Genomic DNA, 20,657 nt, shown 5'->3' with positions numbered 1-20,657 from the left:
CATTCCTCGGCGATGCGCGCCAATTACAAGATGCAGCGGCTGTTCGTGCCGGACGACCTCGGACCGGATATCGAGTTCGAGGCGAGCCCGCAGCAGGGCCATTACCTGATGCATGTGCTGCGGCTCGGCGAGGGCGCCGAAATCCTGTTGTTCAACGGCCGCGACGGCGAATGGTCGGCTTCTATCGCCGCCAGGTCCAAAAAGACGGTGCGGCTGAAGGTGCTGACCTTGCAGCGGCCGCAGCCTCCGCTGCCCGATCTCGTCTACTGCTTTGCGCCGCTTAAGCAGGGTCGGCTCGACTATCTGGTGCAGAAAGCGGTCGAGATGGGCGCCGGCGTCCTGCAGCCGGTCATTACCCAGCACACGCAGGTGGCAAAGCCCGGCATCGAACGGCTGCGCGCCAATGTCGTCGAGGCCGCCGAACAATGCGGCATCCTTGCGGTGCCGGAAGTGCGCGAAGCGGAAAAAATCGAGCGCCTGCTGGCCGGCTGGGACAAGGAGCGGCGGTTGATCTACTGCGACGAGGATGCTTCCACCAACAATCCGCTGCCGGCGCTGCAGGCGGTGCGGGAGAAGAAGCTCGGGCTGCTGGTCGGCCCCGAGGGCGGGTTTTCCGACGAGGAACGAAGGATGCTGCGGGCGCTGCCTTTCGTCACCGCCATTCCGCTCGGGCCGCGTATCCTGCGCGCCGACACGGCTGCGGTGGCGGCGCTGGCGGTGATACAGGCGACAATCGGCGATTGGTGAGGCACTTCCCTTCTCCCCTTGTGGGCCTTGTGGGAGAAGGAAGAAGCAGCCAATCAATTCCCGTTACCCTGTGGCTCAGGATTTTTCGCTTGATCGCCTACTGACATTTCGTCCATCTAGCGCCGGCGGTCGTCCGACCACCTACAGCGCCGCGCGTCCTTTCGGACGCGCAAAGGACGCTGCAGCACTTGATTGGGCACATGATCCTTTCCGAAAATCGAAGCCGATTTTCGGGGTCATGTGCTAGAGGACTTGTAATGGCGCGCGACACAACCGATTTCCGGCCGATCGAAGGCGTCGACGAGCTTGTCGAGCACCTGGCTGAAGGCAACAAGCCGCGCGACAAATGGCGCATCGGCACCGAACACGAGAAATTCCCGTTCTATGTCGACGGCAATGCGCCGGTGCCCTATGGCGGCGAGCACGGCATCCGCGCCATTCTCGAAGGCATGCAGGAAAAACTCGGCTGGGATCCGATCATGGATGCCGGCCGCATCATCGGCCTGGTCGAGCCGACCGGCCGCGGCGCGATTTCGCTGGAACCCGGCGGCCAGTTCGAACTGTCCGGCGCGCCGCTGGAGACGATCCACCAGACCTGCCGCGAGGGCAATGCGCATCTGGCGCAGGTGCGCGAGATCGCCGAGCCGATGGGCATCCGCTTCCTCGGCCTCGGCGGCAGCCCGAAATGGTCGCTGGCCGAGACGCCGAAAATGCCCAAGTCGCGCTACGAGATCATGACCCGCTACATGCCCAAGGTCGGCAGCAAGGGCCTCGACATGATGTACCGCACCTGCACCATCCAGGTGAATCTCGACTTCGAGAGTGAGGCCGACATGCGCCGCAAGATGCAGGTATCGCTGAAGCTGCAGCCGCTGTCGACGGCGCTGTTCGCCAACTCGCCGTTCACTGAGGGCCGGCCCAACGGATTTCAGAGCTGGCGCGGCGACATCTGGCGCGACACCGACAATCAGCGCTCGGGACTGCTCGACTTCTGCTTCTCGCCCGATTTCGGCTTCGCCGACTATGTCGAATGGGCGCTCGACGTGCCGATGTACTTCGTCATCCGCGACGGCCACTACCACGACATGACGCACGTCACCTTCCGCCAGTTCATGGCAGGTGCGGCCCGCAACGAGATTTCTGACGGGCTGCCGACGATGGGCGATTGGGCGAACCATTTGTCGACGCTGTTTCCCGACGTGCGATTGAAGCGTTTCCTTGAAATGCGCGGCGCCGATGGCGGACCGTGGCGGCGCATCTGCGCGCTGCCGGCCTTCTGGGTCGGGCTGCTCTATGACGCCGCGGCGCTCGACGCGGCCGAGGCGCTGACCTCGAGCTGGAGCTATGAAGAGGTGCTGGCGATGCGCAACGCCGTGCCGGAACAGGGCATTTCGGCGCCGTTCCGCAACACGACACTGCGCGAGATCGCCCGCGACGTGCTCGTCATCTCGCGCATGGGGCTGAAGAACCGCGGCCGCAAGAACCGCGACGGCTATGACGAAACGTCGTTCCTCAGCACGCTGGACGAAGTCGTCGCGCGCGGCACCACCAGCGCCGAGGAACTGCTCTCCGCCTATCATACGCGCTGGGGCGGCTCGATCGAGCCGGTGTTCATGGAGTATGCGTATTAGCCGTTTGCTATCGGCTTGGCTGACAGCTCGGGAAACGCGCTTTCCGAAATCGATTCCGATTTTCGGGCCGATGCGGTAGGCTCTCCTACGAGGATTTTCCCGAGGAGAAAACCAATGGCTTCCTTGTTCGACATTCTGGCGCAGGCGCAGAACGGCAACGGCATGCAGGCCCTGGCCCAACAGTTCGGCCTTTCGCAGCAGCAAGCGCAATCGGCGGTCGAGGCGCTGCTGCCGGCCTTTTCACAGGGGCTGAAGCGCAGCACCTCCGACCCCTACGGGCTCGGCGCGTTCATGACAGCAATGGCCAGCGGCCAGCACGCCAAATATTTCGAGGACGCAAGCCGGGCCTTCTCGCCGCAGGGCGTCGATGAAGGCAACGGCATTCTTGGCCATCTGTTCGGCTCGAAAGACCTGTCCCGCGCCGTTGCCAGCCAGGCAGCGCAGGCGAGCGGCGTCAGCCAGCAGATCTTGCAGCAGATGCTGCCGGTGGTGGCTTCGATGATGATGGGCGGCCTATTCAAGCAGACCACAAACCAGATGCAGGCAGCAGGCGGATTCGGCGGCGGTAACAATCCGCTCGGCGAGATCATCGAGCAGATGATGCGGCAGGCCGGCGGCGGCGCGCCGGCACCGCAACAGCGCCAGGCGCCGCAGCCCGGCCCGATGGACAATCCGTTCGGCAAGATGCTGCAGGACATGTTCGGCGGCGCGCAGCAGCCGCAGGGTCAGCCGCAGCAGGCGCCCAATCCCTACGGCGACAATCCGCTCGGCAAGGTGCTGCAGGACATGTTCGGCGGCGGCGCGCAACAGCCGCAGCGCGAAGCGCCGCAGCAACGCGAAGCGTCGCAGCCGCAGACCAATCCGAGCGGCAGGCCACGCAATCCGTTCGACGATTTGTTCGGCAAGATGTTCGAGGCGGGCGCGCAGCAGCGTGACGATTACCAGAAGGGCGTGGAATCGATCTTCGAACAATTCAAGCGAGGCATGGACCGGCGCTAGCGTGGCAAGCACCCGAGTCGAGATCCTGTGAGCAGAAGATTGGAGCAGATGCGCCGCAACCCTCGCGGCGATTGGTCAATATCGGATGTAAAGGCAGTTTGTGACGAGGCAGGCGTCCATTGTGTGCCGCCAAGATCCGGTGGGTCGCATTACAAGGTCTATCATTCAGCAATGACCGACATTCTGACCGTGCCTTTCAAACGCCCCATCAAACCCGTATATATTCGAAAACTCGTGGCATTCATCGACGAGGCAAAGAGACATGACGGGAAAACTTGAATATCCGGTCGTCATCGCACCGCTGGCTACAGAAGACGGGGGCGGATTTTCGGCGCTGGTACCTGACCTGCCCGGCTGCATGAGCGATGGCGATACTCCTGAAGAGGCCATCGCGAACGTCCAGGACGCCATATCATCCTGGATAGAAGCCGCGCACGAAGTTGGTAGATCGGTACCGCGGCCGTCGCGAAAGCTGGCCTTCGCCTGATTTCAAAAAGAAAAATGCCCGATCCTTGGGAGGACCGGGCAGTGCGCAGGCGGGCCGGCGGGGAAACCGGCAGGGAGTGGGGCCTGCGAAGTCCTTTAGCGCCGTGCCCGAAAGGGCACGCAGCCAGCGCGATCAGGTCACCTGCGGGCAAGATCCTCGATCGTTTCCGTGCGATCGGCCGCGATGGCGCGAAGCCTCTCGGTTGGATCGCGGCCGAACGGCACGTCGATGGCGACGTGGAGATCGCCGCGCGTCAAGCCGATGTCGGCAAGTTCGGCGTCCGACATCTCGCCAAGGCGATAGAAGGCGCGGCGGTTTTTCCAAGCGCGATAGACATTGGAGATGGTGTTGACCACGCGCGTCGCAATAGCCGGACGCGACGTGATGCGCGAAGTCTCGGTGGCGAAATCAAACGTAGCCATGTCAGTCTCCTTCATATTCGAACGGACGAAGACGGGCGTTCGGCGCTGGAAACAGCGGCCGTTCCGGTCCCGATTCACCTAGAAAATGCAGGTCGTTGTCCTAAAACCGGTGACCACTTTTAGGCGACCTGCATTGCCGTCGTGTGGACAGTCGTAAATTTGCCATCGTTCGATTGATTAATCCAACGAATGTTTCTAATCTTTAGCATCAACACTAGTGATGGATTAGACCGATGAAAGCGCCACTCGATCTCGATCAGTTGCAGACCTTCGTCTCAATCGTCGACACCGGCAGCTTCACCCGCGCGGCGGAAGCGGTGCATCGGACCCAGTCGGCGGTGTCCATGCAGATGCGCCGGCTGGAGGAGCGGATCGGCAAGCCGCTGTTCGAAAAGGACGGGCGCACCAACAGGCTGACCGAGGAAGGCGACAGGCTGCTCTCCTACGCAAGACGGTTGCTGTTCCTCAATCGGGAAACGCTGGCCGCCTTCGACGACCGGCGGCTCGAAGGCACGATCCGCATCGGCACGCCGGACGACTATGCCGATCGCTTCCTGCCCGAGATCATGGCCCGCTTCGCCCGTTCCAACCCACGTGTCGAACTGACCGTGATCTGCGAGCCGACGCCGGGGCTGGTCGAGCATATCAAGCGCGGCAATCTCGATCTGGCACTGGTGACGCATAGTGACGCGCACGGCCAGTCGGAAGTGGTGCGGCGCGAACCGCTGCTGTGGGTGACTTCGTCCAACCATGCGACGCATGAACAGGACGTTCTGCCGATGGCCTTCGGCCGGCCGAACTGCATCTGGCGGCGGGCCGCGGTCGACGTGCTCGACCGGCAGAACCGCGACTACCGCATCCTGTTCACCAGCTTCTCGGCAACCGTCATCACCGCCGCGGTGCTTTCCGGCCTGGCGATCTCGGTGCTGCCGGAATGCGCGCTGCGCCCCGGCATGCGGGTGCTGGGCGACGCCGACGGATTCGGCGCCCTGCCCGATTGCCGCATCGGCATCATGCGCGGCCAGACGTCGCGGCCGGAGATCGTCGACGCGCTGGCCCGTCACATTTCGGAAAGCCTCGACAATATTTCCGTGCCGCTCGGCGAAGAGACGGGAAGCTTCGACTTCGCGGCCTTTTCGAAGATGAAGCGGGGCAAGCCGAACCAGATCGTGCCGGGCTGGTAAGGATCAGGCGGAAACTGCTGCCGGCGTGCTGTCGTTGCCGGGCAAAAGGCCGGCCAGCCGCAGCAATTGCGCCGGCTCCAGCGGCAGCGACAGCAGGTGGCCCTGAAACTCTCGGCAGCCCATGGCGACGAGCAGCGCCTTTTGCTCCTCGGTCTCCACGCCTTCCGCGGTGACGCCGACGTTAAGAGCGTCGGCAAGATCGACCAGCGCCCTGACGATCGCCGCCGAACTCTCGTCGCGGCCGAGGAGGTTCACGAAGGAGCGGTCGATCTTGAGCTTGTCGATGGCGTGGCGGCGCAGATAGTTCAGCGACGAATAGCCGGTGCCGAAATCGTCGAGCACTATGGCGATCCCCGACCGGCGCAAGGCAGCCAGAGCCGCCCTGGTCGTATCGTTGTTGTCCAACAGCACGCCCTCGGTGATCTCGAGCTGCAGGCGCCCTGGCGCCAATCCGGTCTCGGCGAGAACCGCCGCAAGCTGCTCGGCGAAACCGGTGTCGCGCAGTTGCAGCGGCGACACGTTGACGGCCACCCAAGGCAATTCGGTACCGACAGCGAAGCGGCAAGCCTCTTGCAGCACCCATTTGCCAAGCTGGCCGATCATGCCACGTTCTTCGGCGATGGCGATGAATTGTGCCGGCGGCAAGCCACCGTGGACCTCATGTCCCCAGCGGATGAGCGCCTCGGCACCGAGGATCGTACTGCCGTCCGCCGCAAAGATCGGCTGATACGCCAGCTTGATCCCGGTTCCGCCATTCAGGGCATGGCGAAGCTCGCTCTCAACCTGGCGCTTGCGCAACAGCAGGTCGTCCATGTCGCCGGCGAAGACCTGGTAGCGGCCGCGGCCGTTCTTCTTGGCTTCGTAAAGCGCGATATCGGCCTTGCGCAGCAAGTCGTCCGCATCGGCATCCGGACCGGTCGACAATGCTATGCCGATGCTGGCGCTGACAAAAACCTGGTCGTCGGCCAGCTTGAACGGCTCCTGCAGCTTTTGAAGCAGACCCTCCGAAACATCTTCGGCGCCTCGGATGTCGTTAACATCAATCAGGATCATGGCGAACTCATCGCCGCCGAGCCGTGCCACCGTGTCGACCTCCCGGATTGCCTGCTGGAGCCTCGCGGCGGTCTGGCGGACAAGCTCGTCGCCGGCAGGATGGCCAAGCGTGTCGTTGACGTGCTTGAAACGGTCGAGGTCGAGATAAAGCAGTGCCACTTTGGCTGTTTCGTGACTGGCCGTGAGCAAAGCGCGCCGGAGCCGGTCCTCGAACAGCGCCCGGTTGGGAAGGCCGGTGAGCGTGTCGTGGAAGGCGAGATACTGCGCCTCGGCCTGACTGGTCTGCAGCGCCGACGATGCACGGCGGAGGCGGCGCAGCAGGAATGCCAGGACACCTGCCGCGAGCAGCGCGCCACCGATCAGGGCTGGGCCTGCCTCGCGCACAAGCGCGCTGCCGGGCCGCTCCTGATCCCAGCCGGCATAGGCCAGGATGACGCCGCGTGAGTCGACCAGCGGAATGGCAGCCCCGCCGACCGGCTGCGACAACGGCAGCAGGCGGGCGCCCGCCAACAGATATTGCCCGGCGATCTTGGCCAGCAACGCGTCGGTGATGAAGTCCACCGAGATATGCAGGTATTCGCTGCCAGGCGCCTGGATTACGCGGTCGGAACTCGGCACCAGCGGCATGATGCTGAGGATGGCAGGTTTTCCGTCAAGCTCCACCAGATCCCCTGCGGCCAATTTGACCGGACCGCCGGCCAGGTTTTCTTTCGCCGGCTCACGGATCAACCGGCGCACCCTTTCGACCGTGGGCAACAGAACCGGTTCATCCTCGCTGTAGCGCGCCGGCGCCAGCACGTTTCCTTCACGCATCGCATGGACCGGACGATCGGCGGCATCCAGTACGTAGACCCGATCATGCCCATAATAGGAATACATCCAGACGCTGATGTTATCGATCATCCAGTCCACGTTGCCGGCCTTGGCATTGATGACGGAATCGTCCCAGACGGCGATGCTTTCCTGCTCGCGATCCACCGCCGCGATCCGGTCCCGCATTCCGTTGGCGAAAAGGATTTTCTGCCGCTCGAGGGAGACGCTATCCGCCTGCACAGTGGCGTAAAAGCCAAAGCCGACGACCATGGCAAGCGCGAAAATGGCAAGCGCCATCACCGTCAGCGTGACCTGGAACGTTAATGGGCTGCGTTGAAGACGACGGCTCATGCGTCCTGGCCACTCTCTTTTCCACACAGTCATCAGATCGGGTTAAGATCGAGTTATGACGTCGGCTATGAGCGACGGCCTTGACGCCGGCCAACAACCGCCCCCCAATCGGCCAATGAGCGACGCAGCATCCGAATCACGTACCAACGCCACCGAATACACGGTCAGCGAGATTTCCGGCGCGCTGAAGCGAACGGTCGAGGACGTCTTCGGCAATGTGCGGGTGCGCGGCGAAATATCAGGCTATCGCGGGCCGCACTCCTCCGGCCATGCCTATTTCTGCCTCAAGGACGACCGCGCACGGCTCGACGCCGTGGTCTGGAAGACCACGATGGGCCGGCTGAAATTCCGCCCCGAAGAAGGCATGGAGGTGATCGCCACCGGCCGGCTCACCACCTATCCCGGAAAGTCCACATACCAGATCGTCATCGACAATCTGGAGCCCGCCTGCGCCGGGGCGCTGATGGCACTGCTGGAAGAGCGCAAGCGCCGGCTGCAGTCCGAAGGCCTGTTCGATGCCGGCCGCAAGCGCTTGCTGCCGTTCATGCCGCGCGTCATCGGCGTCGTCACCTCGCCGACAGGCTCTGTCATCCGCGACATCATCCACCGGATCAAGGACCGGTTTCCGCTGCATGTGCTGGTCTGGCCGGTGCGAGTGCAGGGCGAAACGGCCGGCGCCGAAGTGACCGCCGCCGTCAACGGCTTCAACGGACTGGCGCAGGATGGCGTCATCCCGCAGCCCGACCTGCTGATCGTGGCGCGCGGCGGCGGCAGCCTCGAGGATCTTTGGGGGTTCAATGACGAGGCGCTGGCCCGCGCCGTCGCCGCCTCGCGCATTCCGGTGATTTCCGCCGTCGGCCATGAAACGGACTGGACGCTGATCGACCTGGCGGCGGATGTGCGGGCGCCGACACCGACGGGTGCCGCCGAAATCGCCGTGCCCGTACGCGCCGACCTCGAAGTGACGCTTGCCGGCCTTGGTGCGCGGCTCAAGGCCGCGGTATCGCGCAATTTCGAGCGCAAGCGCCAGGCGGTGCGTGCCGCCGCGCGGGCGCTGCCCTCGCCCGACCAGTTGCTGGCATTGCCGCGCCGGCGTTTCGACGAGGCGACGAGCCGACTCGGCCGGGCGCTGTCCGTCAGCGTCCAGCGCAAGCGAGCCAGGCTTCAGGCGCAGCGGCTGACGCCGGCCACCCTGTCGCGACGCATGAACGAGGCACGCACACTGGCCGGCCGTGACCTTGGCCGCGCGCAAGCAGCGTTCTTCGCCATCGTGCGCGAGCGGCGAACGCGGTTTTCGCGCACCGCGACGCGGCTGTCGCCGGCACCGCTCGCAAGGCGGCAGAAATTGCAGGCAGATGCCCTGACGGCGCTGTCGCGGCGGCAGGACCGGGTGATTTCGGTGCGGCTCGAGCGCTTGCGCGGGAAACTGACCCAGGCCGACCGGCTGCTGGCGACGCTGTCGCACAAGGCGGTGCTGGCGCGCGGCTTCGCCCTGGTGAAAGATGCCGACGGCGCAGTGATCAAGCAAGCGGCGGAAGTGGCGCCGGGGATGGCACTTTCGCTGGAGTTCGCCGACGGAACCGCCGATGCGGTTGCAACCAGCGGCGCGGCACGGCCGAAAACTGTTGCAAAGCCGGCCGCCAAAGCCAAGGAGCCTGGCAGCCAAGGCTCGCTGTTTTGAGTGCCGATGATTTCCGGCAATCCACATCACCAGACGACGCCTTCCGGCAAGCAGCGCGCGCGAGCCTTCGGCATTCGTTTTGACGGCACGCCCGGACTGTTCAACGCCATCACCGATGTGGCTGGCGTTGCGGTCGGTTATTCGACGCTGATTTCGGGCGAAGGTGCGCTGGTGGTCGGCGAGGGGCCGGTGCGCACCGGCGTGACCGCCATCCTGCCCAGACCGCGCGCCGAACTGGCCACGCCGGTCTTTTCCGGCATTTTCGGCCAGAACGGCAATGGCGAATTGACCGGCTCGCACATCATCGAGGAAACCGGTGCCTTCAATTTTCCGATCACCATCACCAACACGCATTCCTGCGGCGTTTCACGCGACGGAACGCTGCGCTGGATGCAGCGCGTGCTGCCGGCCGCGCTCGACAGCGGCTGGGGCCTGCCGGTGGCGGCGGAAACCTATGACGGCTTCCTGAACGACATCAATGGCCACCATCTCGGGTTTGAGCATGTCGCCGCGGCCCTCGATGGCGCGACCAGCGGGTCGATCGAGGAAGGCAGCGTCGGCGGCGGCACCGGCATGATCGCCTTCGACTTCAAGGCAGGCTCCGGCACGGCATCGCGCCTCGTCGAATGGCACGGCCGGCGCTACACGGTCGGCGCCTTCGTGCAGGCGAATTTCGGCAGGCGGAGCAATTTTACCATTCGCGGCCTGCGCGCCGGGCCCGATCTCATCGAACCGGCGATCCGCGAAAGCACGCCGCGCGCCGAAAAGGGCTCGATCATCGGGATCGTCGCCACCGATGCGCCGTTGCTGCCGCATCAGATGAAGCGCTTGGCACGCCGGGTGCCGCTCGGCGTCGCCATGACCGGCGGCTTCGGCTATCACAGCTCGGGCGATATTTTCCTGGCCTTTTCGACCGCCAACCGCGAGGCGGCGCTGGCGCCGCCAGGCCGCATCGCCAGCGCCGATTTTATCCCGGATACCGACATCGACCCGTTCTTCGACGCCGTGATCGGGAGTGTGGAGGAAGCGATCCTCAATGCGCTGGTCGCCAATGACGACATGACCGGGCGCGACGGCAATTTCGTGCCGGCGCTGCCAAAGGCATGGCTCAAGAGCAAATTCGGGGCTAGGCAGGGAAAGTAGAACTATGCGGCGTGTCACGCGTCGCACAGGTGAATAGATGCCTTTCGCCGGGTCGGCATGTCACTGGGCAGGCTTGTCCGAATTCTTTTCGTCCTGGTCGGCCTCAGCCGCCTCTTCCAGCCTCGACGCGATAAGTTCCTGAATGTCGCCGACCTCTTCCTGGATATCCTCCAGCGGTATGCCGGCCTCAGCCGCCTTCGCCGCGCATTCCTTGGCGAGGGTCTCGGCCTGCTCCTCGATCCTGTCCAGCGAGGACTGGCAGTGGACCTTTTCGCCGATCCACTCCTGCAAGAACTCGATCGCGTGTTCGCTCATGCTGCTGTTCCCTGGCGGCTGCGCCGGTTGGTAATCATAAACGCCGGCATCCCCAAAAAGATGCACGCTCCTATTCCAACCGAGTCGCCGTCACCCGGCAAGCCGATCTTGCCCAAGCTCCACAGGGCTGACGGAAATCGAAGGTTCAAGGAGCACATTCTAATTCTGAAGGAGATTCTATTTTCCTGAGCAGACTGGCACCGTTGGCTGGGATCAGGTCCCGGATCGCGCCATTGTTTCTACTTGTTATTTTCCGGCAATCCAGTCAATTTGTATGACAATAGGTATCACATTACGCGGCAAGTTTGCGGCGCCATTCGCTGCGCAACCCAAGGTACGCGGCCAAAGCCGCCGCTATATAGTGACATCCTCAGGCAATGTCGACTCTGCTGGCCGACCTGCTTCTTTCCGCCGCGCCGAGCGTATCTGGATGGCATTTTGTCATCGTCGGGGGCGAGCATATTTCGCCGGAAGTCGGTCGGGCGCTCGGCCTATCCGCCAACCATGAGCTTGACGACTTCGTCATGATTGGTCTCAGAGATCTTGCGCTCGCCGGCCTGGATGCCGCGGCGCAGCACGACGATGCGGTCGGAAACGGCGAAAATATCCTGCAGATTGTGCGAGATGAAGATCACCCCCCGGCCTTGCGCCTTGAGCTGGTGGATGAGCGAAATGACCTTGCGCTGCTCCGGCACGCCGAGGGCCGCGGTCGGTTCGTCCATGATCAGGATCTGCGCATCCCAATAGACGGCCCGGCCGATGGCAACGGCCTGCCGTTGACCGCCGGAGAAATTGCTGACCGGGGCGTCGAGCCGGCTGACATGGAAGTCCAGCCGCCCCATGGTCTGCTTGGCGGCGACGGCCATCGCCTTGCGATCGAGCACCGGCAAGAAACCAAAAACTTTGCGCATGGGTTCACGGCCGAGGAAGATATTGGCGCCGATGGACAGATTGTCGGCGAGAGCGAGATCCTGGTAAATGGTCTCGATGCCTTTTTCGCGCGCCTCCTGCGGCGTCGCGAAGGTGACCGGCTGCCCCCGCAGCAGAATTTCACCGCCGGTCGGCTGAAAGACGCCCGATATCGCCTTGATCAGCGTCGTCTTGCCGGCGCCGTTGTCTCCGGCCAGCGCCACCACTTCGCCCGGCCCAACGGCCATGGAGAAATCGTTCAGCGCCTGCACCGCGCCGAAATGCTTGGAAAGGTGCCGGACTTCGAGAAGGGGGGCGGTTTGTTCGGAACTATTCATCCTGGCGAGCTCCACTGAACCGGCGCTGCGCCTGGTCGATAAGGACGGAGATGATGATGACGAGGCCGACGGCGATGAACTGCCAGAACGGCTCGACATTGACGAAGACCAGCCCGTATTGAATGACCGCGATCACCAAGGCGCCGGCGACCGTCCCAAAAATGGTGCCGGAGCCACCGAACAGGCTGGCGCCGCCGATCACCACGGCTGCGACGCTGTCGAGCAGCAAGGGTTCGCCGGCCTGGGCGGCGCCCGCGGTGAAGCGCGCGGCATAGAGCGCGCCACCGAGGCCGGCACACATCGCCGAAAGCACGTAGAGGCGCAGGATGTGGCCCTTGATGTCGATGCCGGCGCGACTCGCAGCCTGCACATTGGCGCCGATGGCGTAGTTGTGCTGGCCGAACCGGGTCTGGCTCAGGATGTAGTGCATCACCACGACAAAGACCGCGGCAATGATGACGAGATAAGGCACACCGTAGAACCTGCCGTTGCCAAGCAGCGCAAACCAGGAATTCTGGACCGGCACCGTCGTGCCGCCGGCCAGCAGGAATGCAGCGCCGCGCGCCACGCCAAACATGCCAAGCGTGCCGATGAAAGGGGGAATTCTGAGGCGCGAGATCAGCAAGCCATTGATGACGCCAGGCACGCCGGCGACGATCACTGCCGCCAGAATGCCCAGCATCATGGCCAGAGGCACCGGCATGGCGACGCCGGCCATATTCGTGGCATGGGCGGCGACGACGGCCGCCAGACCCATGATGAAGCCCAGCGAGAGGTCGATGCCTCCCGAAATGATGACGAAGGTCTGCCCGGTCGCCAGCAGCAACGGCGCCACGGCGAATATCGCAATGGACTGCACGTTGAACGGGTTGAGCACGAAGGTCGCGCCGAAGGAGAGCCTCGACCAGACCTCGAAACAGATGATCAGGCCGGCGAGGAACAGCCAGGCGCGTCCTTCGGCGATGCGTGCGAGCCAACTCCTGGCCGGATCACCGTGATCCGCCTGAGGAGCGACATGCGTTTCGGTTGGCGATGTTGAAGTCATGAATGGTTCCGATCCGCAGAGCGGCCTCAAACAGGGTCAAAGAGACCCGGCGCAGGTCTCCTTCCGGCGGGCCGGAAGGAGACTGGCTGGACTTATTCGGAATAGAGGTATTTCGAGATGTTCGGGTCGGCGATGTTGGCCTTGTCCATGATCGTGAAGCCGGTGCCGATCGCAACCGGGATCGACTGGCCGGTCAGATGGGCATAGGCCGACACGACGCCGAAATAGCCGATTTCCGCGGGATGCTGGGCAATCGCGACGTCGACAAGGCCAGTGTTGATGTTGTCGACAATGCTGGTCGGCGCGTCGAACGCCACGACCTTGACGGTGCCGGTCTGCCCGGCCTGCTGGACACCATTGGCCGCGCCAAGCGCCGAGAACAGGTTTGCGCCGAACACCCCGACGAGATCGGGATTGCGCGCGAACACAGCCTGCAGCTGCGAGGCGGCCTTGTTGGCGTCGTTGTCGTTGAACTGGGTTTCGAGAACGGTGATGCCGGGATGGTTGGCCGCCATCTCCTTCTTGAAGCCCTCTTCACGCTGGTCGGTGGTCGAAATGCCAGGCTTGACGTTCGAAACGTAGACCTTGCCCTTGTCGCCTATGGCCTTGGCCAATGCCCGCGCGGCGATCTCGCCGCCCAGAATGTTGTCGGAGGCAATATAGGACAGTGGGAAATCCGCCTCGCCGGCGCCGGTCTGGTAGACGCCGCTGCCGATGAAGGTGTCGACGGTGATCACCGGAATGCCGGCGTCATGGGCCTTGCGCAGGGGTTCGACCAATTGAACCTTGTCGGTCGGCGCGATCAGGATGGCATCCGGCTTCTTGGCGATGACCGCGTCAAGCACGGGGACTTGCGTTACCGGATTGAAATCCGGGGCGCCCTGGAAAACCAGGGTCACACCAAGGGCATCGGCTGCCGCCTGGGCTCCCTTGCGCATGGTGATGTAAAAGCCGTCGGTGGTAAGACCCGGAATGAGCGCAATGGTGTATTTTTTGTCCTGCGCCAATGCGGGCGCGACCAGCGCCGCTGCGCAGATGGCGAGAGCCGCCAGAGCGGCAACAATCTTCTTCATAACATCCTCCTCCTAATGTTGGCAGATTTTGCCGTTGCGAGTCGTCCCGGCTCTGTGAAGTGCTGGCGGCGAGAAGCGGGTTTCGCCTGCTTGCTGTTATGGGGCAGCCTCCTCCCAAGCGCCCCAGTCATTAAATCGACCGTCGAAACCGACCAGCCTGATGCGCAGTCCCGTTACGAGCCTCCGCAAGGTGCAGGAAACTGCGCCGCTCGGCGCGCATGCTTGCCTAGCCGCAATGTTGTAACACTTTGCTGAAAGAAATTGCAACCGCACATTTCTGGGATCGAAACGCTTTCAAACCGGACACCATCTGTCTGCTCCGCAGAGCCCCTCCCGCAGACTATTGCCCCAACGCCTTGACGACACAACTGATGATTTCGCGGCTGCGGGTTTGGTGTCGATCGGTCTGGAATCGATCAGCTGTGCCGATGTCACGTATCGGCGTGCCCAGTATTATCGGGGCAAGAGAGCCTCGAGAATGGCCTGGGCCGTCTTCGTGTCCGTCACCAGAGCATTGATGAGCCTGGCGCGGACGGCACCTATGATCGCCTTCGCCTTCTCCGGCGAGGCGGCAACGCCGATCACCAGCGGGACGGCTCGAAGCTGGGCCGGCGACATTGCGATCATCCGGCCCTCCCCCTCCCACGGGATGAGTGTGCCTTCGGCGTCAAAGTAGTGGCGGATGACGTCTCCCGCCGCATGAAACAGGGCCTGTTCGCTCAGCGTGGCCGCGCTCGCTTCGGGCGGATTGATGGCATGGGGCAGGCCGATGCCGACGATCGCAACGTCGGTCCGGTCCCAAAGCGCGACGCTGTCGCGGATGGCCGCATCGCCGAGGAAGACCTCACGCAATTCGGACGACGGCAGATAGGGCGCATGGATGAAATGCGGCGTCCCGCCCAACTCTTCTGCGGCGAGCCGCACAAACTCGTTGATCTGAAAATGCGCCGCCTGCTGCTGCATGCCGCCGGTGGCAGCGACGGTAAGAACGCCAGGGATGCGCGGCAGGCCTGCCTGGATCACCTCGCGAATGGCTCGCCCCCAGCCGATGGCGACGACCTTGCCGGCCGTCAGTCCCGCTTGCTTGAGCAAGGCGCCGAGCGGCGCAGCGAGCGCCGCCAGCGCACCGGCTGACGGCGTTTCGATGACCGCCGCGTCACGCAGCCCGAGTGCCTCGACCAGTTGCGTGGTGATGCCTTCGGGGGTTGCAAGATCGAGAACCTCGATCCGCACGATGCCCTCCGCTCTCGCCCGCTGCAGGAGGCGCGATATGGTCGCGGTGGAGACGCCAAGCCGCCGCGCGATATCGACCTGCGACATGTCCGCCTCATAGTGCAGTTTGGCGACCGTATGCAGCATCGTCCGCGATGCGGCTGCATCTTGTGCGGGAGGTGCAGACAGCTTGCAATTCCTTTCAGCAATGTGTTACAGACCCATCGACCGATGGGAGTTATCGCGCAAATCCGGCTGACTCGCAACGTGGGCTGGTTTCCACGGCAGATTGCGGGCCAAGGCCGAATTTCCGGGTTCGATAGCGCAGCAAAGCGGCAAAACCTCCTGTCGGGAGGCAGGTAAAACTGAACCTTTCTTGTTTCCACTGATCTGCGCCCCGGTGAATGGGCGCCAACATCGGACAGAAGACCCATGACAAAGATGACGACCGCAGAGTTGCGCGGCTACCAGCAGATATGCGGCAAGGACGGGGCGATGATGGCCATCGCCTGTGACCAGCGCGGCGGCATGCGAAGCTTGCTTGCGTCGGACCCTGAAGAACAGGCCAAGATCACCAACGACATGCTGGGCGACACCAAGTCGGACATCACGCGATACCTCGCCAGCCAGGCATCCTGCGTGCTGCTCGACCCGCTCTGCGCGGTGCCGCGGGTTGTCGATGACGGGGTGCTGAGCCGCGATACGGCTCTGCTCATCGGCCTCGACGCTTCGGGCTTCGACGTCTCGCCTGCCGGCTACCGCCTGTCGCGTCTCGTTCCCGGCATCGGCGCGCGCCGCGTGCGCGAGCTCGGCGGCACCGGCGGCAAGATCATGGTCTATCTCAGGCCCGACAGGCCTGAGGCGAACGAGCATAATGTCGCCATTCTGCGCCAATGCATCGCCGATTTCGCGCAAGAGGACCTCCTGCTCGTCGTCGAGTTCCTGACCTATCAGCTCGAAGCGGAAAGCCTTGAAGAGTATACGGCCAAGATCCCCTGGCTCGTCGAAGAGGGCACCCGTATTTCGCTGGAATGCGGGGCAAAGGTGCTCAAGCTTCCTTATCCCGGAACGCCGGAAGCCTGCGCCAGGATCAGCAGCATGGCTGGCGAGGTGCCTTGGGCGGTCCTCTCCGCCGGCGTCAACCACGCAACCTTCCTGGGCCAGGTCGAGATCGCGATGAGGAACGGCGCGTCAGGCGTCATCGCCGGCCGGTCGCTGTGGAAGGACTGCATCTCGCTCGACCGTGACATTCAGCGTGAAAGGCTCAGGACTATCGCGGTGTCGAGATTGCGCGAGCTTCAGGCGGTGATCGGAAACTACCGGCAGAAAGCCGCTTAGCACGATGACCCCGAACCGAAGGTCCGCGATGCAAAATCGTAGTCGATCTTCGAAAAGGATCATGCGCAAATAAAAGTACTATAGCGTCCTGTGCGCACCAGGATGCGCGGCGCTGTAGCTATCCGACGTTCACACCAGGTACGCACGGGACGTCATGCCTCTGACCATGATCCCGAAAAGTGGGGACCGGTTTTCGGAGAAGATCATGGTCAAACAAAGAGATAGAGCCCCATTTCGATTTAGTCGAAATGGAACAGGCTCTGGTTCGATGGCCATAGGAATCGATATCGGCGGCACCAATCTGCGCGCCGCCCGTGTTTCCGGCACGGGCGAAATCCTCGAGCGCATTTCCGAGAAAAGCGCGCCGGACCCCGAGCTCGTGCTCTCCCGGATCGCCGAAATGGTGCGCCGGCTCGATTTTCCCGAAGTTGCGGCCATCGGCATCGGCGTCCCCGGCCGCGTCGATGCGCGGCTTGGCGCGGTCTTGTCAGGGGGCTATGTCAACCTCGCCTCGGTCTCCCCTGCGCAACGACTGGAAAGCCTGGCGGGCAAGCCCGTGGTGATCGACAATGACTGCAACATGGCACTGGTCGCGGAAATGGCCCTCGGCGGCGCCAGAGGCCATGAAAGCATCGTCATGTTCACGATCGGGACCGGCATTGGCGGTGCCGTGGTCCAGGATCGGCGGATCGTCCGCGGAAAAGGGACGGCGGGGCAGCTCGGCCATATCACCGTCGATCTATCAGGCGAAGGGTGCGTCTGCGGCCGGCGCGGCTGCGTTGAAACCACCAGCTCAGGCACGGCGCTTGGCCGTCACATCGCGCGGGCAGGCCTCGGTCCGGACGTTTCGGTCGATCAGCTTTTTGCCCGGGATGCGGGCGGCGATCCCTTGGCGCGCGGTATATTGGAAGCCTGGGCCGGGCCGCTGCGTGCGGCAATCGACACGACCGTGGCCATGTTCGACCCCGACCTGGTGCTGCTCGGCGGCGGACTTGGCCTGGCGGCCCATCGGGCGCTTGCCAGGGCTCCTGCCCTGGCGCCCTGGTTCCAATGCCCGGTGGAAGCGGCGCAACTGGGTGACGACGCCGGGGTCATCGGCGCCGGTCTGCAAGCGCTCGCCGAGCAAGCGGCAGTTGCACAATCAGCAGTTGCACAAGCCTCGCCAGTATCCTTGCCGACCGCCCGGCTCGATCGCACCAGGCGCGCCGTGCCCGGCCGGCGCGCCGTGCTCGTCAACGGCATCCCCGCCAGCGGCAAAAGCACGGTCTCGCGCGGCATCGCCGCGCACATGGGTTGGCCATTGCTGGCGCTCGATACGATCAAGAACCCGTTCCTGGAAGTGCTCGGCGGCGGCGATCGCGAATTCAACCGCATACTCGGCCGCGCCAGTTACCAGGCCATCTGGTCGGTCGTCGGCGAGGCCCCGGCGGGCGCCATATTTGTCATCGACGCCTGGTTCGGCTTCCAACCGCGCCAGGTGCTCGAGGATCACCTGCGCAGCGCCGGCGTCGAGCAGACCGCCGAGATCTGGTGCCATGCGCCCGGCGAGGTTCTGGCCGAGCGCTATCGCGCAAGGCTCGACCAGCGTCCCGCCGGCCATCCCGGCGCGGCCTACATCCCCGAACTGATCGAACTGGCCAAGCGCGCCGAGCCGCTGCGGCGCGGACCGCTGCTTGACGTCGACACGACCAGACCGATCGCTTTCGACGCCATCACGCAATGGCTGCAGGCGACGATTGCGGCTGACAGGTAGGCAGCGCAGCCCCTAAGCACGTCGCGTTTGAACGGATGCATGCGACGCGCCTTAAGTTATTCCCGAGCGTCAGGATGCTGCCGATCCATGTTCTCTATCACCGCACAAATGAGGAGGATTCATACAAAGGCCTCGCAGAAGGCTGATACAATGAGTAGTTAACCCGTCCTTCAGTGGGCTTGCATAAGCTTACGTTGCGAATCGGCATGGGAAGCGAACCGACTGGTCTATGGCCCTGAAGAAAGAACACGCACTGGAGGCCAGAATCCTCGGAGATCAGCTTGCTGATCTGAAGGCCGGTCTCTTCGTATCGATGCCGATAAGCACTATGCTATCAGGCCTGATTTTGACGGTGCAGGCCTTTTCTGGCGGGGGCTTTGCCGCCGCAATCTGGTTCCTGGTTGTCAATGCGATAAATGCCGCCCGCCTCGGACTTGCCCGTTATCAGCTAAACGAGACGGGGGATCAGGACGATTTAACAGGGATTTCGCAGCGGCTTCGCTGGTTTGGCATCCTTGCTCTTCTGTCAGGGTTTGCCTGGTCCTTTCTTGCCGTCCTTACCGTTGGCTACACAACGCCGCAAGCGCCGCTGCATCTGATTATTCTGGCGGGCATCTCAGCTGGTGCGGTTACATACGGCAGTTCATATGCCGCGGCCGCGATCAACTTCATCACGCCGCCGCTTGTGATCGCGATGGGTTGCCTGCTGGCGAAAGGCAACTTTGAAGATTACATTCTGGCCTTTGCCGTTCTGCTCTTCGTGGGCGGCTTGGTTCGAGGCTCGTTTGTAGGGCAAGCCCGCTTCCGCGAAGCAAGCCGCCTGAGACATGAGGCGGAGCGGCTTGCGGCGGAAATGGAGCGCAATTCCAGGGAGGACCACCTAACGGCCCTTCTCAACAGACGGGGCCTCGAACACGCGATCAATCAGCTCGAGAATACGGACGGCCCGTTCGTTGCAATGCTGATTGATCTGGACGGCTTCAAATCTGTCAACGATACCTACGGTCACAGGACCGGTGATGAACTGCTCATCATGATCGCCCGCCGCATAGAGCAGGAAGCGCCGGCAGGCTCAACGCTCGCCCGTATCGGCGGCGATGAGTTCGTGCTGTTTTTTCCCTCACTCAGGAGTTCGCTTTCTCCCAGTACCCTCGCATCCAATATCATAGCCAAAGTCGCCAGCCCCTATCCTAAAGTCGCGTCCGTCCGGATCGGTGCATCGATCGGAATATACCTGGCTGAAAGGCCGGGGCTGACGGAAATGTTGCTGCGGGCGGATGTCGCTCTTTACACGGCCAAGCGTCGTGGCAGGAACGAATTTCGCCTGTTCGATGCCGAACTCGACAGGGAATTGCAACGTCGCCAGTCCATCGAACGCGACCTTCATTCGGCGATAGAGGCGAGAAGGGTGGCACCTTGGTTCCAGCCCATCGTGAGACTCGATACCGAGGCCGTGATCGGTTTTGAAGCCTTGCTGAGGTGGTCCCATCCGATCCATGGTTCCATCTCTCCACCCGAAATCATGACAGCCGCACGCGAAACCGGAATGCTTCAACTGTTAACGCAAACGGTATTCTCCGACTGTTGTGCTCTTATCGACGGCTTGGTGAAAGCTGACCGTCGAGATGTTCGTGTGGCAATGAATGTTTCACCGCGCGAATTGGAAGCCGGCGATATCGACGACATGGTTCTGAATGGTCTGGCGGCAAAAGACCTCCCGACAACGATGTTCGAAATCGAGATTACCGAAGAATCTCCAGTGGACCCGGAAAGACTGGATGAAAAGCTCGGACGGCTTTCACATGCCGGCATTTCCATCGCGCTCGATGACTTCGGCACCGGCTTTTCCACGTTGGCATCGCTCAAGGACAGCCGGATACGCAAGGTGAAAATAGACCAAGGCTTCATCCGCGGCTTGGCCAAGTCTCGGGAGGACCGGCTGCTTGTCAAAACGGTGATCGATCTTGGTCGGGCGCTCGGGATCGATGTCATGGCCGAGGGCGTCGAAACAGAGGCGGACCGGCAAATTCTGTACAAGCTCGGCTGCAGAACTGCTCAGGGCTTCCTATTCTCCAAGGCGGTGCCGCTAAGCCAGGCGCTTGAGGTGACACTAAAAGAGCACGCCACGGAGTTGTGAGGGCACACGCCATCAATGAAACCGCT

17 protein-coding genes are annotated in these 20,657 nt (G+C 62.9%); 10 read left to right on the top strand and 7 right to left on the bottom strand.

The genetic code is table 11. The features are described from left to right. Positions 1-12: 12 nt before the first annotated feature. From BLT09_RS18130 to BLT09_RS18110, 4 genes are all read left to right on the top strand, one after another. Positions 13-747 carry a 16S rRNA (uracil(1498)-N(3))-methyltransferase gene (locus BLT09_RS18130; RefSeq protein WP_091595270.1) on the top strand — a complete coding sequence of 245 codons (735 nt, stop codon included), beginning with the start codon at positions 13-15 and terminating at the stop codon, positions 745-747. A 257-nt stretch (positions 748-1,004) separates the two neighbouring features. Further along, complete coding sequence (locus BLT09_RS18125; protein ID WP_091595268.1) at positions 1,005-2,378, top strand: glutamate--cysteine ligase; 1,374 nt, start codon at positions 1,005-1,007, stop codon at positions 2,376-2,378. Positions 2,379-2,492: 114 nt separating this feature from the next. Further along, the gene (locus BLT09_RS18120) at positions 2,493-3,377 is read left to right on the top strand and encodes a DUF937 domain-containing protein (protein ID WP_091595266.1); all 885 of its coding nucleotides are present in this window, start codon (positions 2,493-2,495) and stop codon (positions 3,375-3,377) included. A 262-nt stretch (positions 3,378-3,639) separates the two neighbouring features. Then, positions 3,640-3,864 (top strand): type II toxin-antitoxin system HicB family antitoxin, encoded by a 225-nt coding sequence (locus BLT09_RS18110; protein ID WP_091595262.1) that lies wholly within the window; start codon positions 3,640-3,642, stop codon positions 3,862-3,864. Between the two features lie 137 nt (positions 3,865-4,001). On the opposite strand, the gene BLT09_RS18105 is transcribed toward BLT09_RS18110, so the two are convergent. Continuing rightward, complete coding sequence (locus BLT09_RS18105) at positions 4,002-4,286, bottom strand: DUF1127 domain-containing protein (RefSeq protein ID WP_091595344.1); 285 nt, start codon at positions 4,284-4,286, stop codon at positions 4,002-4,004. 233 nt (positions 4,287-4,519) lie between these two features. Between BLT09_RS18105 and BLT09_RS18100 the strand changes: the two genes are divergently transcribed. After that, positions 4,520-5,470, top strand: a complete 951-nt coding sequence (locus BLT09_RS18100; protein WP_091595260.1) for a LysR substrate-binding domain-containing protein — start codon at positions 4,520-4,522, stop codon at positions 5,468-5,470. Positions 5,471-5,473: 3 nt separating this feature from the next. Here BLT09_RS18100 and BLT09_RS18095 read toward each other — a convergent pair whose 3' ends face one another. Next, positions 5,474-7,687 (bottom strand): putative bifunctional diguanylate cyclase/phosphodiesterase, encoded by a 2,214-nt coding sequence (locus BLT09_RS18095; protein WP_091595258.1) that lies wholly within the window; start codon positions 7,685-7,687, stop codon positions 5,474-5,476. A 115-nt stretch (positions 7,688-7,802) separates the two neighbouring features. Here BLT09_RS18095 and xseA point away from each other — a divergent pair, with 115 nt between their 5' ends. Together xseA and BLT09_RS18085 are read left to right on the top strand one after the other, a co-directional pair. After that, on the top strand, positions 7,803-9,368 hold the full coding sequence (gene xseA, locus BLT09_RS18090; RefSeq protein WP_091595256.1) for an exodeoxyribonuclease VII large subunit: 1,566 nt from the start codon (positions 7,803-7,805) through the stop codon (positions 9,366-9,368). Positions 9,369-9,377: 9 nt separating this feature from the next. After that, on the top strand, positions 9,378-10,511 hold the full coding sequence (locus BLT09_RS18085; protein WP_091595342.1) for a DmpA family aminopeptidase: 1,134 nt from the start codon (positions 9,378-9,380) through the stop codon (positions 10,509-10,511). Between the two features lie 60 nt (positions 10,512-10,571). Here BLT09_RS18085 and BLT09_RS18080 read toward each other — a convergent pair whose 3' ends face one another. From BLT09_RS18080 to BLT09_RS18060, 5 genes are all read right to left on the bottom strand, one after another. Then, entirely contained in the window at positions 10,572-10,826 is a 255-nt protein-coding gene (locus BLT09_RS18080; RefSeq protein WP_091595254.1) for a DUF768 domain-containing protein, read from the bottom strand. Positions 10,827-11,317: 491 nt separating this feature from the next. After that, entirely contained in the window at positions 11,318-12,073 is a 756-nt protein-coding gene (locus tag BLT09_RS18075) for an ATP-binding cassette domain-containing protein (RefSeq protein ID WP_091595252.1), read from the bottom strand. Then, a complete protein-coding gene (locus tag BLT09_RS18070; protein WP_091595250.1) occupies positions 12,066-13,118 on the bottom strand; it encodes an ABC transporter permease subunit in 1,053 nt (350 codons plus the stop codon). The genes BLT09_RS18075 and BLT09_RS18070 overlap by 8 nt, the downstream gene beginning before the upstream one ends. A gap of 92 nt (positions 13,119-13,210) precedes the next feature. Beyond that, positions 13,211-14,191: an ABC transporter substrate-binding protein gene (locus tag BLT09_RS18065; RefSeq protein WP_091595248.1), complete on the bottom strand. Its 981-nt coding sequence runs from the start codon at positions 14,189-14,191 to the stop codon at positions 13,211-13,213. A 453-nt stretch (positions 14,192-14,644) separates the two neighbouring features. Next, positions 14,645-15,550: a sugar-binding transcriptional regulator gene (locus tag BLT09_RS18060; protein WP_091595246.1), complete on the bottom strand. Its 906-nt coding sequence runs from the start codon at positions 15,548-15,550 to the stop codon at positions 14,645-14,647. 285 nt (positions 15,551-15,835) lie between these two features. On the opposite strand from BLT09_RS18060, the gene BLT09_RS18055 reads away from it, so the two are divergent. From BLT09_RS18055 to BLT09_RS18045, 3 genes are all read left to right on the top strand, one after another. Beyond that, positions 15,836-16,741: a tagatose-bisphosphate aldolase gene (locus tag BLT09_RS18055; protein ID WP_091595244.1), complete on the top strand. Its 906-nt coding sequence runs from the start codon at positions 15,836-15,838 to the stop codon at positions 16,739-16,741. A gap of 268 nt (positions 16,742-17,009) precedes the next feature. Continuing rightward, the gene (locus BLT09_RS18050) at positions 17,010-18,494 is read left to right on the top strand and encodes an ROK family protein (RefSeq protein ID WP_091595242.1); all 1,485 of its coding nucleotides are present in this window, start codon (positions 17,010-17,012) and stop codon (positions 18,492-18,494) included. A gap of 229 nt (positions 18,495-18,723) precedes the next feature. Continuing rightward, the gene (locus tag BLT09_RS18045) at positions 18,724-20,631 is read left to right on the top strand and encodes a putative bifunctional diguanylate cyclase/phosphodiesterase (protein WP_167366465.1); all 1,908 of its coding nucleotides are present in this window, start codon (positions 18,724-18,726) and stop codon (positions 20,629-20,631) included. The last annotated feature ends 26 nt before the right edge of the window (positions 20,632-20,657 follow it).

This window comes from Mesorhizobium muleiense (assembly GCF_900099905.1).
GTDB lineage: Bacteria > Pseudomonadota > Alphaproteobacteria > Rhizobiales > Rhizobiaceae > Mesorhizobium > Mesorhizobium muleiense.
Note: the sequence above shows the minus strand (reverse complement) of the source record. Positions and strands in the feature narration are given on the sequence as shown.